General features: G+C 37.7%; 14 protein-coding genes. 8 read left to right on the forward strand and 6 right to left on the reverse strand.

Going from position 1 to position 13488, the window contains the following annotated elements; translation table 11 throughout:
• Positions 1–72 precede the first annotated feature (72 nt).
• Positions 73–618 (reverse strand): GNAT family N-acetyltransferase, encoded by a 546-nt coding sequence (locus NGC85_RS00605; RefSeq protein ID WP_254804514.1) that lies wholly within the window; start codon positions 616–618, stop codon positions 73–75.
• Positions 619–710: 92 nt separating this feature from the next.
• On the reverse strand, positions 711–1436 hold the full coding sequence (locus tag NGC85_RS00610) for an outer membrane protein OmpK (protein WP_254804515.1): 726 nt from the start codon (positions 1434–1436) through the stop codon (positions 711–713).
• Between the two features lie 368 nt (positions 1437–1804).
• Between NGC85_RS00610 and NGC85_RS00615 the strand changes: the two genes are divergently transcribed.
• The 6 genes from NGC85_RS00615 to NGC85_RS00640 all read left to right on the forward strand — a co-directional run bounded on the left by NGC85_RS00615 (position 1805) and on the right by NGC85_RS00640 (position 8035).
• Positions 1805–2179 (forward strand): HPF/RaiA family ribosome-associated protein, encoded by a 375-nt coding sequence (locus NGC85_RS00615; RefSeq protein ID WP_005052568.1) that lies wholly within the window; start codon positions 1805–1807, stop codon positions 2177–2179.
• A gap of 140 nt (positions 2180–2319) precedes the next feature.
• Complete coding sequence (locus NGC85_RS00620) at positions 2320–2865, forward strand: ankyrin repeat domain-containing protein (RefSeq protein ID WP_254804516.1); 546 nt, start codon at positions 2320–2322, stop codon at positions 2863–2865.
• A 34-nt stretch (positions 2866–2899) separates the two neighbouring features.
• Positions 2900–3667: a transporter gene (locus tag NGC85_RS00625; RefSeq protein ID WP_005052565.1), complete on the forward strand. Its 768-nt coding sequence runs from the start codon at positions 2900–2902 to the stop codon at positions 3665–3667.
• Between the two features lie 72 nt (positions 3668–3739).
• Positions 3740–5587, forward strand: a complete 1848-nt coding sequence (gene dsbD / locus NGC85_RS00630) for a protein-disulfide reductase DsbD (protein ID WP_254804517.1) — start codon at positions 3740–3742, stop codon at positions 5585–5587.
• A 2-nt stretch (positions 5588–5589) separates the two neighbouring features.
• Complete coding sequence (locus tag NGC85_RS00635; protein WP_254804518.1) at positions 5590–6288, forward strand: glutathione S-transferase family protein; 699 nt, start codon at positions 5590–5592, stop codon at positions 6286–6288.
• A gap of 91 nt (positions 6289–6379) precedes the next feature.
• A complete protein-coding gene (locus NGC85_RS00640) occupies positions 6380–8035 on the forward strand; it encodes an ABC transporter ATP-binding protein (RefSeq protein WP_254804519.1) in 1656 nt (551 codons plus the stop codon).
• 22 nt (positions 8036–8057) lie between these two features.
• Here the strand turns inward: NGC85_RS00640 and NGC85_RS00645 are convergent, their stop codons facing one another.
• The gene (locus NGC85_RS00645; protein ID WP_005052558.1) at positions 8058–9245 is read right to left on the reverse strand and encodes a GGDEF domain-containing protein; all 1188 of its coding nucleotides are present in this window, start codon (positions 9243–9245) and stop codon (positions 8058–8060) included.
• Between the two features lie 285 nt (positions 9246–9530).
• Complete coding sequence (locus NGC85_RS00650; protein WP_254804520.1) at positions 9531–10442, reverse strand: alpha/beta hydrolase; 912 nt, start codon at positions 10440–10442, stop codon at positions 9531–9533.
• A gap of 148 nt (positions 10443–10590) precedes the next feature.
• On the opposite strand from NGC85_RS00650, the gene NGC85_RS00655 reads away from it, so the two are divergent.
• Complete coding sequence (locus NGC85_RS00655) at positions 10591–11028, forward strand: DUF2147 domain-containing protein (RefSeq protein WP_005060210.1); 438 nt, start codon at positions 10591–10593, stop codon at positions 11026–11028.
• A 63-nt stretch (positions 11029–11091) separates the two neighbouring features.
• Here NGC85_RS00655 and NGC85_RS00660 read toward each other — a convergent pair whose 3' ends face one another.
• Both NGC85_RS00660 and NGC85_RS00665 read right to left on the reverse strand, forming a co-directional pair.
• Positions 11092–11442: an arsenate reductase gene (locus tag NGC85_RS00660; RefSeq protein WP_005052552.1), complete on the reverse strand. Its 351-nt coding sequence runs from the start codon at positions 11440–11442 to the stop codon at positions 11092–11094.
• Positions 11443–11885: 443 nt separating this feature from the next.
• Positions 11886–12710 carry an exodeoxyribonuclease III gene (locus NGC85_RS00665; protein WP_254804521.1) on the reverse strand — a complete coding sequence of 275 codons (825 nt, stop codon included), beginning with the start codon at positions 12708–12710 and terminating at the stop codon, positions 11886–11888.
• Positions 12711–12751: 41 nt separating this feature from the next.
• On the opposite strand from NGC85_RS00665, the gene pyrE reads away from it, so the two are divergent.
• Positions 12752–13402 carry an orotate phosphoribosyltransferase gene (gene pyrE, locus NGC85_RS00670; protein WP_005060205.1) on the forward strand — a complete coding sequence of 217 codons (651 nt, stop codon included), beginning with the start codon at positions 12752–12754 and terminating at the stop codon, positions 13400–13402.
• Positions 13403–13488: the final 86 nt, after the last annotated feature.

Genomic DNA, 13488 nt, shown 5'->3' on the forward strand with positions numbered 1-13488 from the left:
GTTTTTAGAATGGTACTATTTTTTATTTTAACCAAGAATATGATTACAGCAGTGATGAAATTGTTATGTTGTTTAAACACTAAGTTGTAATTGCATTAAAACCAAGTCACGCCATTGTCCAAACTTTTGCCCTATTTGTGGCATATAGCCTGTCTGAATAAAACCCAGTTGTTGATGTAATACGATTGAACCTGTATTTTCACTATCAATCGCAGCCACCATGATATGCATATGCTGTTGTGTTGCCAGATGAATCAGTTGTTGCATCAAAGCTTTTCCTAAACCCTGACGTGCATAACTCAGGTCAACAAAAACAGAATGTTCAATACTGTGTCGATAGCCTGTAATGCTGCGAAAGGCTGAGTAATAAGCATAGCCAGCAATTTTTTTCAGTTGCTGATCTTCAACCACAATCATCGGAAATTGCTGCTGTTGCATGTCCTGAAAACGTTGTTGATATTGCGCTAAAGTCACAGCTTGGTCATTCCAATTGGCTGTACCTGTTAGGATTTCATGATTATAAATGGTGAGGATCTGCTCAAGATCAGCCGTTGTTGCAAAACGAATCTGATAAGAATTTTGAAGCGTGTGTGCTGCAAGTGTAAGATCGTGAGACATAACAAAATAAAAGAAAATTCATCTATTTCAATATGCGCGATTACAAAAAAAACAGCAAGACTGAGCTTGCTGTTTTTAACGATATGACCAATTTAGAAATGGTATTTAACTAAAGCGCTGACATTGTTTTCATCGCGGTTTTTCATACCAAATTTGTTATTCCAAACAGAATGCTCTACACCTAAATATAAACGTGTTTCAGGTGAAATATGTTTGCCGACATTCCATTTATATTGAGTGGTCCAGTTTAGTTCGCTGGCGTGATCTTTTTCACCAGTTGACCAATCAAGAAAACCATCAACCAAGAAATCTTCGTTTGAAACTTTAAATGGCAATGCATATGCAATGGTCATTTGATAGTCATCAGCAGTTTTTTCATTATTGGCACGGTAGAAATTCACATTCGCATATTGAAAATATGGAACTTTAAGATCAAAACCTACACCATATAAGAAATTATCAAAGTTATTGCCATCAGCGCTGTTCGCTTCCCATGTGGTTGAGATCAACACATCTGTTACTGGACCGAAAGCAAGCTTTTGACCTGAAATTTCGCCTAAGCTTAAGCGAGGAGAAAGTTCAAAATAAGTACTTTTTTGATCATCACTGCCACGCATGCGATCCATAAAGAAAAATACGTCTGCATATTTTACTTTTGCCGCATATTCAACTGTTAAAGTTGTTTGCTTTTCATCAACAACTTCATAGTTTTCACCATATAAACCGGTCAAGCTAAAATCTTGCCAAATTGGCTTAGCTTGAGCGAAAGCTGCTGTAGATACGAATAGGCATGCTGCTGTAAGTTGCTTCAATTGCATTTAAAAATTCTCCCCCCAAAAAGGCGTGTCAAGCATACAAGGAATTAAGCAAAAATAAAGCCAAATTTGACCAAATGCTCAAAAGAATTGTATATCGCTTAATCACAAGAAAAAGGCTGAAATAAAAACGCTTTTGATCAAATTTTGATAGAAAATCTTGAAAATCAGCTTGCATATTTATGATGAAAGTCAGATATTGGAATTATAGAAGATCTTCTAACTACTGAAACGCAACAGATGCGAAGCAAGGAGACCACAAGCCTTTACATAAACAAAATATACAACTGCACCGAATGAATGCATGCTCAAAGTGTGCTAGATAAAAAGTTTCGTTGAACTGTCTAAACAGAGAAGAGAGGAAGATATTTATGAATATTGAAATCCGTACAGATAAGAACATTCAAGGTAGCGAACGTTTAATAAGTTATGTCCGTGCAGAACTTACGCAAGAATTCCAACGTTATAGTGAGCGTATTACGCATTTTTCGGTTCATATTAGTGATGAAAATGGGGACAAAACGGGAGATCATGACAAACGCTGTATGATCGAAGCACGTCCAGCAGGCATGAAACCACTGGCTGTGACCCATAAGGCTGCAAATATTGATGCATCTATTCATGGTGCAGTAGATAAGTTGAAACGCAGCTTAGAACATTTATACGAGAAAAAAGAACATCACCGTGGTGGTTTACCCGAATATGTTGATGTAGATGATGATGTCAAAGTAGATGATGAAGCGTAGAAGAAGCGCATAAAAAAAGCCCTGTATTGGGCTTTTTTTATGCCTGTATCAAATTTATACATGATTTTTAGATCGTTTTATAAAATCCTGACGGGATATTCGGCATAATAGAACCATTAAACATATTGTGAGAATTGGTCATGTTAAGCAATCAGCAGCAGACCTTGGTGCAAGCCATACAACAACTCGATTTAGCCCAAGTGCAATCTTTACTTGCTGAAGGACTCGACCCTAATTTTATTGACCCTGAACACGGTTTTCCAGTCTCAATTTTATGTGATGGATTATTTGTATGGTGGGAAAATGTCTGTGAAGCTTATGAGAACGGTAAGCCGTTTACCGAAGCTGAAAAGCAACAACAACTGCAGGTTTATTTACAGATTTTAGATGCATTAATCCAAGCAAAAGCAAATTTACATCTTTGGGATGCTGAAGAGTTTTATGGGCCGCTTTGGGATGCAGCAAGTTCAGCTTGTGTTCCTGTCGTACAACGCTTACTGGATGAAAAAGTAGATCCAAATACGCGTGATGAAGAAGGCTTAACGATTCTATCTTCGATTAGCCAACTGTTTTTTGACTGCGATTTTGATGAAATTGACTGGTCAGAATCTTTGTCTGAAGAGCGCGAAACACTTGAATTATTGCGCAGCCGTGGTGCAAAAATGTCAAAAGAATTAAGCGCTTAATATGATTAAATAAAATGAAAACAAAGGAATAACCATGAAAAAATTGCAAACATTCAGCTTAATTGCAACATCCATGCTTGCCACCACCACTTTTGCGGCTGATTTCTCTTTTGATCGCCCTGGTGCAGGTATTGGAACAGGTATTACGCCTGTAGGTCAATTGGCTTGGGAGCAAGGACTACCAACAGTAAGCTATCAACAAGCGACTGTGGATGGTGAAAGAGAAAAAAATCTCAGCCTAAATGCGGACATGCTGTTACGTACAGGTTTAGCGAATGGTTTAGAGTTACAATTGGGTTGGCAAGGACCTGTTTGGCAACAACATAAACGTGCAGGCATGAAAAAAGAAACCAATGGTTTGGGTGATGTCAGCATTGGTTTGAAAAAAGCGATTGATTTAAAAGATGATCGTTTAACGATGGCGTTATTGGCTGAAGCCATTCTTGCAACGGGCAATGACGAGTTCACCGCGCACGATGATATTTATAGCTTAACCTCTGCGGTTGCTTATGAGTTCAGTGACTTAATTGGCACATCGATAACCATGCGTTATGAAGCACAAAATAGTAATTGGGCGGTCACAGCCATTCCAACGATTGATTATAAAATCGCAGGTAAATTATCTGGGTATTCAGAATTTGTTTATCGTAAAGCGGAAAGCCAAGACTATGAATATGGTTTAGGTACAGGCTTAGTCTATGCCATCAATGATCGTGCTCAGCTTGATGCGAGTGTGGGTGTCGATTTGAATGGTGATGCTAAGGGATACAACGGTGGTTTGGGCGTATCCGTTTTATTCTAAATAACCACCATTTTGAGCTTTCCAATTTAATGATTCAGTTAAAGAGCTCAGAATTATCATAGTGAGATGAAAATGAAAATGTGTGTTCAGGGTGGGACGTTTTGTTCCCAACTGATAAGTTACTTTGTGGGTAGTTTATTGCTGTTATGCGGCTCTTTGCTTCACGCGCAAGAGAATTTATCAGCAACGCTACTCAGTCCTGAACAGGCATTTGCATTCTCGGTTGAATCCACTCAAACCAATCAGGCAAAACTGCATTGGACGATTCAGCCGAATTATTATTTATATCAACATAAATTCGAAGTGCAACAAAGTAATCAGCCTTTGGCATTGAGTTTACCAAAAGGGATTGAACAATATGATGAGAACTATGGGCATAGCCAAGTTTATTATCAACAAGTTGAGTTCAATATCCCTACCCAAGCTTCGCAACATTATCGAGTGACTTGGCAAGGTTGTGCCAAGGATCGTATTTGTTATCCTCCTCAAAATATAGAATTTCAAACCGATGCAGATGGATTGGTGAGTGTACAGAACACCAGCTCAAATACACAAAAACGCTTCTTAGACGTGGCACGTTCAGCAAATGCTTTAAATGCAGCGCCAAGCTTAGAAGATGAAACTCAAGCCGTGTCCTCTGAACGCTCAGCATCAGCAGATACAACGGTGATGGCACAAGATCAAAAATGGTCAAGTACACTAGAACAACATTCACTTGCATATAGCATTTTGCTGTTTTTAGGCTTGGGTATTTTATTGGCATTCACACCGTGCTCATTGCCAATGTTACCAATTTTGACCTCTTTGATTGTGCGTGAAAATAAAGGCGTGAAAGCTTGGTCAATTGCACTGACTTTTGTCATTAGCATGGCAATGGTATACGCCGTACTCGGATTAATTGCCTCTGCTGCGGGATTAAACTTCCAAAGATGGTTACAACAACCTGCAACTTTAATTGCATTTAGCTTATTGTTTGTGGTTTTTGCTTTGAATCTATTTGGGTTATTTGAATTAAAGCTGCCACAAAACTGGGTCAATCGACTCGATCAAATGCAATCTACACAAAAAGGCGGCACCTTGCTGGGTGCAAGTGTGATGGGCATGATTTCGGCTTTGTTGGTTGGGCCGTGTATGACAGCACCTTTGGCGGGGGTTTTACTGTTTATTTCACAGACTCAAAGCCAATGGCAAGGCGCTTTGTTATTATTCGCCTTAGGTTTTGGCATGGGCATTCCATTATTGCTTGCCAGTGTGTTAGGTGCAAAAGCATTACCTAAAGCCGGTGAGTGGATGCATCAAATTAAGGTGATTTTTGCCTTTTTGATGCTTGCATTGAGTTTATATTTCATTCGTCCGCTTTTGCCAGAGTTAGCGCTTCAGATTCTTAGCCTCTTTTTAGGTTTGGCGTTTATTATCTACGCGGTTTACCGCTTATTTGGGCAAAAAAGTAAGCTGCAATGGCTATATGCTTTATTGTTGATTTTAGCAATTCCAGCGCTTGCTTTTAATCAATATCAACACATTCAAAGTCTCAGCTCGGTTCAAGCAGAAAAAATGGCTGAATGGCATGTGGCACAAACAGCAGATGAGTTTAGACAACTTCTTGCCAATGCACCTGATGATAGAAATATCGTGATTGATGTCTATGCAGATTGGTGTGTCGCATGTCAGCCGATTGAACATCGAATTTTAAAAGATGCAGAAGTACAACAAGCATTAGCTGCCCATTATTTAATTAAATTGGATTTAAGTCACTACGATGCTTCGCATCAAGCTTTATTAGCAGAATGGGATATTTTAGGTCCGCCAACCTATTTATTTTTAAATCCAAAGCATCAAGAAATTCGTTCCTTACGTTTAACAGGAGCGTTCCAAAAACAGGAATTAATACAACAACTCGCTGCATTAAAAGAGAAATGATTATGAGTTATCAACTGTTCATAGGAAATAAAAATTATTCGACTTGGTCGATGCGTCCGTGGATTTTATTAAAACAGGCGGGTATCCCCTTTCAAGAACATTGGATTCGATTTGATAGTTTTGAGCCTGATAGTCAATTCAAAACAGAGATTCTCAAGCTCAATCCAACGGGTAAAGTACCTGCACTCATCGATGCTGATATTATTGTATGGGACAGTTTGGCAATTGCAGAATACATTGCTGAACAACATCCTGAAAAAGCATTATTACCTCAAGATAAGAAATTACGCGCACGTGCTCGCTGTATCAGCGCAGAAATGCATAGTGGTTTCCAAGCTTTACGTAATCTTTGTCCAATGAATGTTGAAGCTGATTTGACACATGTCGGAAAGCAATTATGGACTGAAAATGAGCAGATTCGTGCCGAGGTGGCTCGAATTGATCAGATATGGTCTGAGCGTCCAAGTGAAGATGCTTTCTTATGTGGTGAATTTAGTATTGCAGATGCATTTTATGCACCAGTGGTTATGCGTTTCGAATGTTTTAATTTACCACTTTCAGCATCCAGCCAAATTTATATGCAAAAGATATTGGCTTTATCTTCTGTCCAACAATGGATTCAGGAAGCTAAACAAGAGCAAATGTTCGTACCTTTCGATGAGCCTTATCGTCAGAATCGAGATGAATACTTAAAGAAATAGACAAAAAAGAAACAAAGCTCTCAACCTTTTTATTCGGTTGAGAGTGCTATTATTGCGGAAAATTCCACTAATAATAGAAAGAGGTTGCGCCATGTTTTTTTATAAATTTAAGGAAATATGGCATAGCTCGACTCACTATTATCAGCATCAAAAAAAACATTTAATTTTTCTAATTGTATTAGTCGCATTGGCAAGTCTAGTCAGTGCAATCCTTCCTTATTTTGTTAAATTGATTGTGGACAGCACTCACGAAAACAAAAATATAAATTACATTTATATTTTAGTGACTTCTTATTGTTTTGCTTGGCTTTTCTCTGAAATTATTGAATGGACTAAAAATGCATTTGGCGGCTTAATTACCGCAAAACAAGAATCATCAATTTTAGTGGCAGGTCTAAAAAGCTATTTAAAAATAGAGAAAAAACAACAGGACAAGATCGATATAGGGATATTTAATGCTGAGGCAGTACGTGCCAGCCGAGCATTTTCGATGATTATATTTGCGATATTAGTAGTTTTTGTTCCCGTAGTTCTTCAACTGTTTTTTATAAGCTATATCCTTTTTCTCAATATTGGATTGGTTTTTGCGGTCGGATTTATGTGTGCTGCAATTATTCTGTTCTTCATTTCGAATTTTATTAATCGTAAAAGTAAGATTTACTATGAACCATTGTATTCGATAGGTAATACTTTACAAGGTCGGTTTTTAGAAAAAATAAATAATGCTTATGAAATAAAATTTAATAATTCAGTTGAATATGAAGTTTCTCAGTTTCAAAAAAATGTTCAAAATTTTGTAAAACAAAGTGCTTATAGTCACTTTAGAATTGCTGGATTAATGATTTTACAGATTATTTTCATTTTTATATTTTTACTAAGCTTCTTACTCATTTCGACCAAACTATTTTCGATTGGTAAAATTACAACGGGTGATATGGTGATGATTAGTTCATATATCATGATGCTCACCACACCCTCATTGATGATCTCACAGCAGATTAATTTACTCGCAGGCAATATGGTCGCCATTGAAAAATTTCATAGCTATTTTGCGTTAGAAAAAGATCAACTCAGTGAAGCATCCTATCTTGATAGTCATATACTTTTTTCATTTAAAAATGCTGTATTAGAAATAGCTGGCAAGTTAACGCAACCTATCCATCTCAATTTTTATAAAAACAAAATGTATGCCGTTGTAGGTAAGACAGGAGCAGGAAAATCGACATTAATTAACTATATTTTGGGCGCATATAAAATCGAGAGTGGTCAGTTATTTTATAAAAGCTTAGATATAACCCATATTTATTCTAATAAAATTTTCGATGAGGTCGCTTTTGTGGGGCAGAATTCCACGGTCTCAAGCGGCTCTTTAAGAGAGAATTTAGTTTATAACTCAAACTATAAATATACAGATGATGAGCTAACATTCTTGATCCGATTCTTTGATTTAGAAAAAATAATTTTAGATAATCATCTTTCATTGGATAGCGAGCTTGATGAATTTATTAAAAGTCTATCTGGAGGGGAAAAACAGCGTTTAAATATTCTTCGAGCTTTTCTAAAGCAGCCGAAAGTATTGATTTTAGATGAACCTACTTCCGCCCTAGACCCTAAAACAGCAGTAAAGATTTTAAAGTTTCTGCAAGAAAATATTGAAACTGTTATCGTTATTACTCACTTTAAAGAATGTATGCAACTAGCAGATGAAGTTGTAAATGTTGAAGAGCTATTTGCAATCCGGTCTTAAAATTTTTGTATATGGTACTGATCTAGTCTAAGGCTAAATCAGTATAAGCTTTGACTTGATTACGTCCAGCTGCTTTAACTGCATACAACGCTTGATCCGCTTGACCAATAATAACGTGAGGTTCATCGGCACTCAGTGTACTGCTGATACCAAAGCTGGCGCTTATTAAAAACTTTTGCTGTTCCTCTGAAATAAAACATAAGTCTGCAATTGCCAAACGACAACGTTCAGCAATATTTTTAGCTTGGGTTGGTGTGGTATTCGGTAGCAATAAAATAAATTCCTCACCACCAAAACGTCCAATCATGTCCTGATCTCGTAATTTTTCCGATAAACATTTTGCCACTTGGACTAAGACTTGGTCTCCCATGCTATGTCCGAAACGATCATTAATGTTTTTAAAATGATCGAGATCGAGTAATACCACCGAATATAACTGATTGGGTTGTTGATTCAACTTTTCTAAATGACTACTTATGCTGCGTCTATTCATTACATTGGTCAGTGGATCAAGACGGCTCAACACTTGAATGGCAGTTTCGCGAGTACGCCATTGAGTGAGTAATATTTCAAAAAGAAATAGGCAGGCGATCAAAATAGGCAGTAGGAAAAACAGCATGCTGCCAACCCAAAAAGGATGCATTTCTGCTTGGTTTAATACCTCTGTTTTAAATACAGGCGCATATTGCAAAATACCAAACATACTTAACAAACTACAAAATAATAAAGCAATCGTCGCTGGTACAAGCGCGCAATAAATCATTTTACGATTAAATAATACCAGTCCTACGGCAACTAAACTCACGTAGACCACCATAGTTGCAGGACTAAAACTTCCAATCATATAGCTGGTATGGCAAAGCAAGACTGTGAAAATTTGCACACTGAAAATAGGGATAACGTCATGTGCCCAGCTTTTATTTTTATAGAAGTAGCAAGGAATAATCAGGCTTGAAAAAACCATCAGCATAATGACGTTCGTCCATAATTTAGAACGAATTAAGGGTAAGTTGACCCATTGCCATGTCACAGGATTGAGCAATACGAAACAATCCCATATGATCCAAAAAACGGTCATAAATGCAGCGAGAATCAGCAATAAAGTCGTTTTTTTTAACATGTTCCAATTAATCAGAGGTTCATGTTCCCACAACTGCGAGAAAGTCCATTTTTCTCTTTTTGCTAATCTCTTAAACTGAATCTTCACCATTCGCATTCATCCTTATATGCAATGAGATTCCTAAGAAACGTTATAAATGTAAATTCGTCATCAAAAGGAGTGAAAAACGATTATTAAAATAACAATAACATCTTTAGAATGAGAAAGAAGTCTAGCTCTGTACTTTTTAATGCAAATTAGAAAGGGAAAATTTTTTGAAAAAAGGCGTGATTATCTAAAAAACCAATCAGTTTTATTTCACGATGACAAAAAGAAATTTACAATGACAATGGTCAGACATAGCTGACCATTTTTTACACAAATTATGCTTGAGTATTAATCTTGATCAATAGAGTGGGCAAATTCAGCAATATCTGCTAAAGCTTGTTTCGCTTCAGGGAACCACGCATTGAACATTTGGAAGTTGTGCCACATTCCCGTGTAAATCTTAAAATGGACTTTTACATCGGCTTTTTCTGCCTTTTCACGGAAACGTTTCGAGTCATCGAGCAAAATTTCTTTAGAACCCACTTGCACCAAGGTTGGGGGTAAGCCTTTTAAATCATCAAATAATGGTGATACCCGTGGATCATCAGGCTGCACCCCATCTTTTAGATAATGCTTGATACCAGCTTGTAGGGCTTCAATCGAAAGTAGCGCATCATGTTTTTGATTGAAACGTAGTGATTCACTGGTGAGCGTTAAATCCAAATATGGTGACATCAGAATTAAACCACTTGGCATTAATTCAGGTTGTTGTTTTAGGCGTAAACACAACGCGAGCGCTAAATTAGCCCCACATGAATCACCAGAAATAATAATGTCTTTTGGTTTAATCCCTTGAACCAGTAAGGTTTGATACACGTCAAAAATGGCATCAATTGCTTCAGGATAAGGATGTTCAGGTGCAAGTGGATAATCCACATGAATCACTTGCATCTGAGTACGTGCAGCGATATCCGTCATCAGGGCGCGATGGCTATTTAAGCTACCTAAGAAAAATGCACCACCATGAATATGGAAAATTAGTTGGGTCGCTGTAGCTTGTGCTTTAATTTCTTCGCCACGGACACCTGCCAAACGTATCGGCCGAATTTGTACTGTTTGATTTTGAGGAAATAAACGACAGAGTTGATCTAAAACAGGTCTTAATGCATTCGGGGCTAAATTGAACTGACTCGGCGTACGAATGGTCGCTTTTAGTAACGATTCAGTAAAATAATATTTCCAAACAGTACCAAATTTCATAATTTTTCCATATTGTTAGGTCAGTATACTAATAAGAGAGTTCTTGACTCGTAAGGTTATACCAAATAGTCATAATGAAGAATTGCAATATTGATAGAAGTTCTCAATACTCTTGGTCTTGAAAGACCCCCTTAAGGATATTACAAAAATGAAGAAAATAGCTTTAGCACTTGGATTGCTCGGTTTAACAACTTTTGCCAATGCTGCGGATGCACTCAATGGCACAGTTTGGCAAACAATTGATGATGAAACGAAACAGCCGAAAGCGATTGTGAAATTCACAGAGCAAAAGGATGGCAGTCTTAGCGCATCAATTCAAAAATATTTAGTGGCAGGTCAGGAAAATGCATGCTCTAAATGTGAAGGTACTTATCACAACAAACCATTAAAAGGTGTGACGATTGTGCACAGCCTAAAAAATGCGGGTGGTAATAGTTATGATGGTGGTTCAATTATCGACCCTAAAAATGGCAAAACTTATAAGTTAAAAGCTGAAATCATTGATGGTGGTAAAAAGCTTAAATTACGTGGTTATATCGGTGTTGCAGCATTAGGTCGTAACCAGACTTGGGTTCGCACAAACTAATTTTAAAGTAATAAAAAAACCGAGTTTCGATAAACTCGGTTTTTTTACATCTATCTTTTAATTTTAAGCAGAAAGGTTTTGATAGGTTTCCTCATCAAAGCCAATCACAAAACCTTGTGATGTTTGCAAAACTGGACGTTTAATTAAACTCGGTTGCGCGATCAGTGTTTCAATCAGATTTTGTTCACTATCCGTTGCATGTGCCTGCTCAGCTTCGCTAAGTTTGCGCCAAGTGGTGCCTTTTTTATTCAGGACTTTGTCTGCGCCAATCTCTTTTAGCCAAATTGCTAAAGTATCGGCATCAATTCCTTGTTTTTTATAATCATGAAATTCATAAGCAATATTTTTAGCCGCCAAGGCATCAAAGGCTTTTTTCATCGAATTACAATTTTTAATACCGTAGATTTTAAACATATGGGAAGACCATAAAAAATAATACAAGAGATGAAGTAAAGCCTAACCTAAAAACTCGATCAATTGCCAATCGATATTGTTTATAAAATTTATTGATGATTTTTGAATGAAAATGGAGGCGTATTGATCAAATTATTCTTATATTTTGAGCATAAAAGCCAAAGACAATTCAAATAAAAAAATCGACTATCTAGAAAAGAGAAAACCCGCATTTAATCATCCTGATCATGCGGGTCTCATTTCAACGTCCAATGTCTCATCCTTGCAAATAAACTTAAACTAAGTTTACTTTGTCTTCCTACGGCGTCCTATCCTTTTGTGGTCATCCTGACCGCTTCCCTGTGCCGTGGTGCTATAATGCCGTTACAGCTGGTAAATAAAAATACACAAAAAACGACACGAGATGTAAGCTAAAGAGGCGGTCAAAGTGAACACTTGTTCACTTATTCGTGTATTTTATAGTCAATAATCACAGGTGCATGGTCGCTAAACCATTGTTCTTTATAGACCCATGCATTTGCGGTACGAGTTTTCCAGTCTGGAGAGCAGGCGTGATAGTCGATACGCCAACCGACATTTTTCGCACGCGCTTGACCACGATTTGACCACCATGAATATAATTCAGCTTCAGGTCGTACTTCACGGAAAGTATCGACATAACCTAATTCATCATAAATATGATCAAGCCATGCACGTTCATGCGGCAAAACGCCTGATGACTTCTGGTTACCTGACCAGTTTTTAATATCGATACGCTTGTGTACGATATTGTAGTCACCACACACGATGATTGATTTATTTTCATTGCGCCATTGTTTGAGTATTTTGGCATATTCTTGTAGAAACAAATCTTTGCGTGCTTGTGCTTCGTCACCGCTTGAACCTGATGGTAAGTATAACGAGGCAATATGAACAGGATGTGACAGACCTAAATCAAATTCAGCCGTAACAAAACGTCCTTGTGAATCTGCCAATTCAAAACCTAAGCCATTTTTTACAGAGACAAAAGGTAAGCGGCTATAAATCGCCGTGCCTGCATAGCCAGCGCGTTCAGCAGGGAATAGATGCGTGTACCAGCCTTCAGGTTTAAATTTATCAGTCCACTGTTCATGGGTGATGCGACTTTCTTGCATACACACCACATCGGCACCCGATTGTTCTAACCATTCGAGTAGACCTTTGGTTACCGATGAACGTAGACCATTTACGTTGATTGAAACGACTCGAAGAATTTTTACATCACTTGGATAGCTATCCTTTGGTATCATACGTCTGTTTAACCTCAATTAAAGAATTTGGAGCACCTTATATGACAACGCCTGTGTCATTTCATCCGCAAGCTTTTATCGAACTCGCATTATCACGTGGTGTGCTTAAATTTGGTGAGTTTACCTTAAAATCAGGCCGTGTCAGTCCTTATTTCTTTAACGCAGGTTTGCTCAATGATGGTGAAGCATTGTCTTTGTTAGCTCAAGGCTATGCAGATAAATTGGTTCAGTGCGAAAATGTTGGTGTGATTTTCGGTCCTGCGTACAAAGGCATTCCTTTTGTTGCTGCGACTGCTGTGGCGTTGTCTCAAGTACATGGCAAAAGTGTTCCTTGGGGTTTTAACCGTAAAGAAGCCAAAGATCATGGTGAAGGTGGTGTGTTGGTTGGTGCATCGGTTGCAGGTCAAAAAGTCTGGATCATTGATGATGTGATCACTGCGGGGACTGCGATTCGTGAAGTTGTGACGATCTTAAAAAATGCAGGTGCGACGATTGCAGGGGTGTTGGTTGCGCTAGATCGTCAGGAACGTGGTCAGGGTGAGCTTTCTGCGATTCAGGAAGTACAAAAAGAACTCGAAATCCCTGTGCATGCTTTAATCACGATGAAAGATTTGATGGATTATTTAGATACAAAAGGCGAGAAAGACGCTTTAGCAAATATGCAGGCTTATCGTGAAAAATATGGCATCTAAGTTTTAGATGTAGATGAAAAGGAAGCGAAGGCTTCCTTTTTTGTTGATTTTAATTGATCAATTTTTGGAAATAATGATTGGAAAAT

Origin of the sequence: Acinetobacter sp. Z1 (genome assembly GCF_024296945.1) — a bacterium.
GTDB classification, from domain to species: domain Bacteria; phylum Pseudomonadota; class Gammaproteobacteria; order Pseudomonadales; family Moraxellaceae; genus Acinetobacter; species Acinetobacter beijerinckii.

Bases quoted from the DNA above. Each gene is read 5' to 3' on its own strand.
- NGC85_RS00605 (WP_254804514.1), bottom strand. From the start codon at position 618: ATGTCTCACGATCTTACACTTGCAGCACACACGCTTCAAAATTCTTAT.
- NGC85_RS00610 (WP_254804515.1), bottom strand. From the start codon at position 1,436: ATGCAATTGAAGCAACTTACAGCAGCATGCCTATTCGTATCTACAGCA.
- NGC85_RS00615 (WP_005052568.1), top strand. From the start codon at position 1,805: ATGAATATTGAAATCCGTACAGATAAGAACATTCAAGGTAGCGAACGT.
- NGC85_RS00620 (WP_254804516.1), top strand. From the start codon at position 2,320: ATGTTAAGCAATCAGCAGCAGACCTTGGTGCAAGCCATACAACAACTC.
- NGC85_RS00625 (WP_005052565.1), top strand. From the start codon at position 2,900: ATGAAAAAATTGCAAACATTCAGCTTAATTGCAACATCCATGCTTGCC.
- dsbD (WP_254804517.1), top strand. From the start codon at position 3,740: ATGAAAATGTGTGTTCAGGGTGGGACGTTTTGTTCCCAACTGATAAGT.
- NGC85_RS00635 (WP_254804518.1), top strand. From the start codon at position 5,590: ATGAGTTATCAACTGTTCATAGGAAATAAAAATTATTCGACTTGGTCG.
- NGC85_RS00640 (WP_254804519.1), top strand. From the start codon at position 6,380: ATGTTTTTTTATAAATTTAAGGAAATATGGCATAGCTCGACTCACTAT.
- NGC85_RS00645 (WP_005052558.1), bottom strand. From the start codon at position 9,245: ATGGTGAAGATTCAGTTTAAGAGATTAGCAAAAAGAGAAAAATGGACT.
- NGC85_RS00650 (WP_254804520.1), bottom strand. From the start codon at position 10,442: ATGAAATTTGGTACTGTTTGGAAATATTATTTTACTGAATCGTTACTA.
- NGC85_RS00655 (WP_005060210.1), top strand. From the start codon at position 10,591: ATGAAGAAAATAGCTTTAGCACTTGGATTGCTCGGTTTAACAACTTTT.
- NGC85_RS00660 (WP_005052552.1), bottom strand. From the start codon at position 11,442: ATGTTTAAAATCTACGGTATTAAAAATTGTAATTCGATGAAAAAAGCC.
- NGC85_RS00665 (WP_254804521.1), bottom strand. From the start codon at position 12,710: ATGATACCAAAGGATAGCTATCCAAGTGATGTAAAAATTCTTCGAGTC.
- pyrE (WP_005060205.1), top strand. From the start codon at position 12,752: ATGACAACGCCTGTGTCATTTCATCCGCAAGCTTTTATCGAACTCGCA.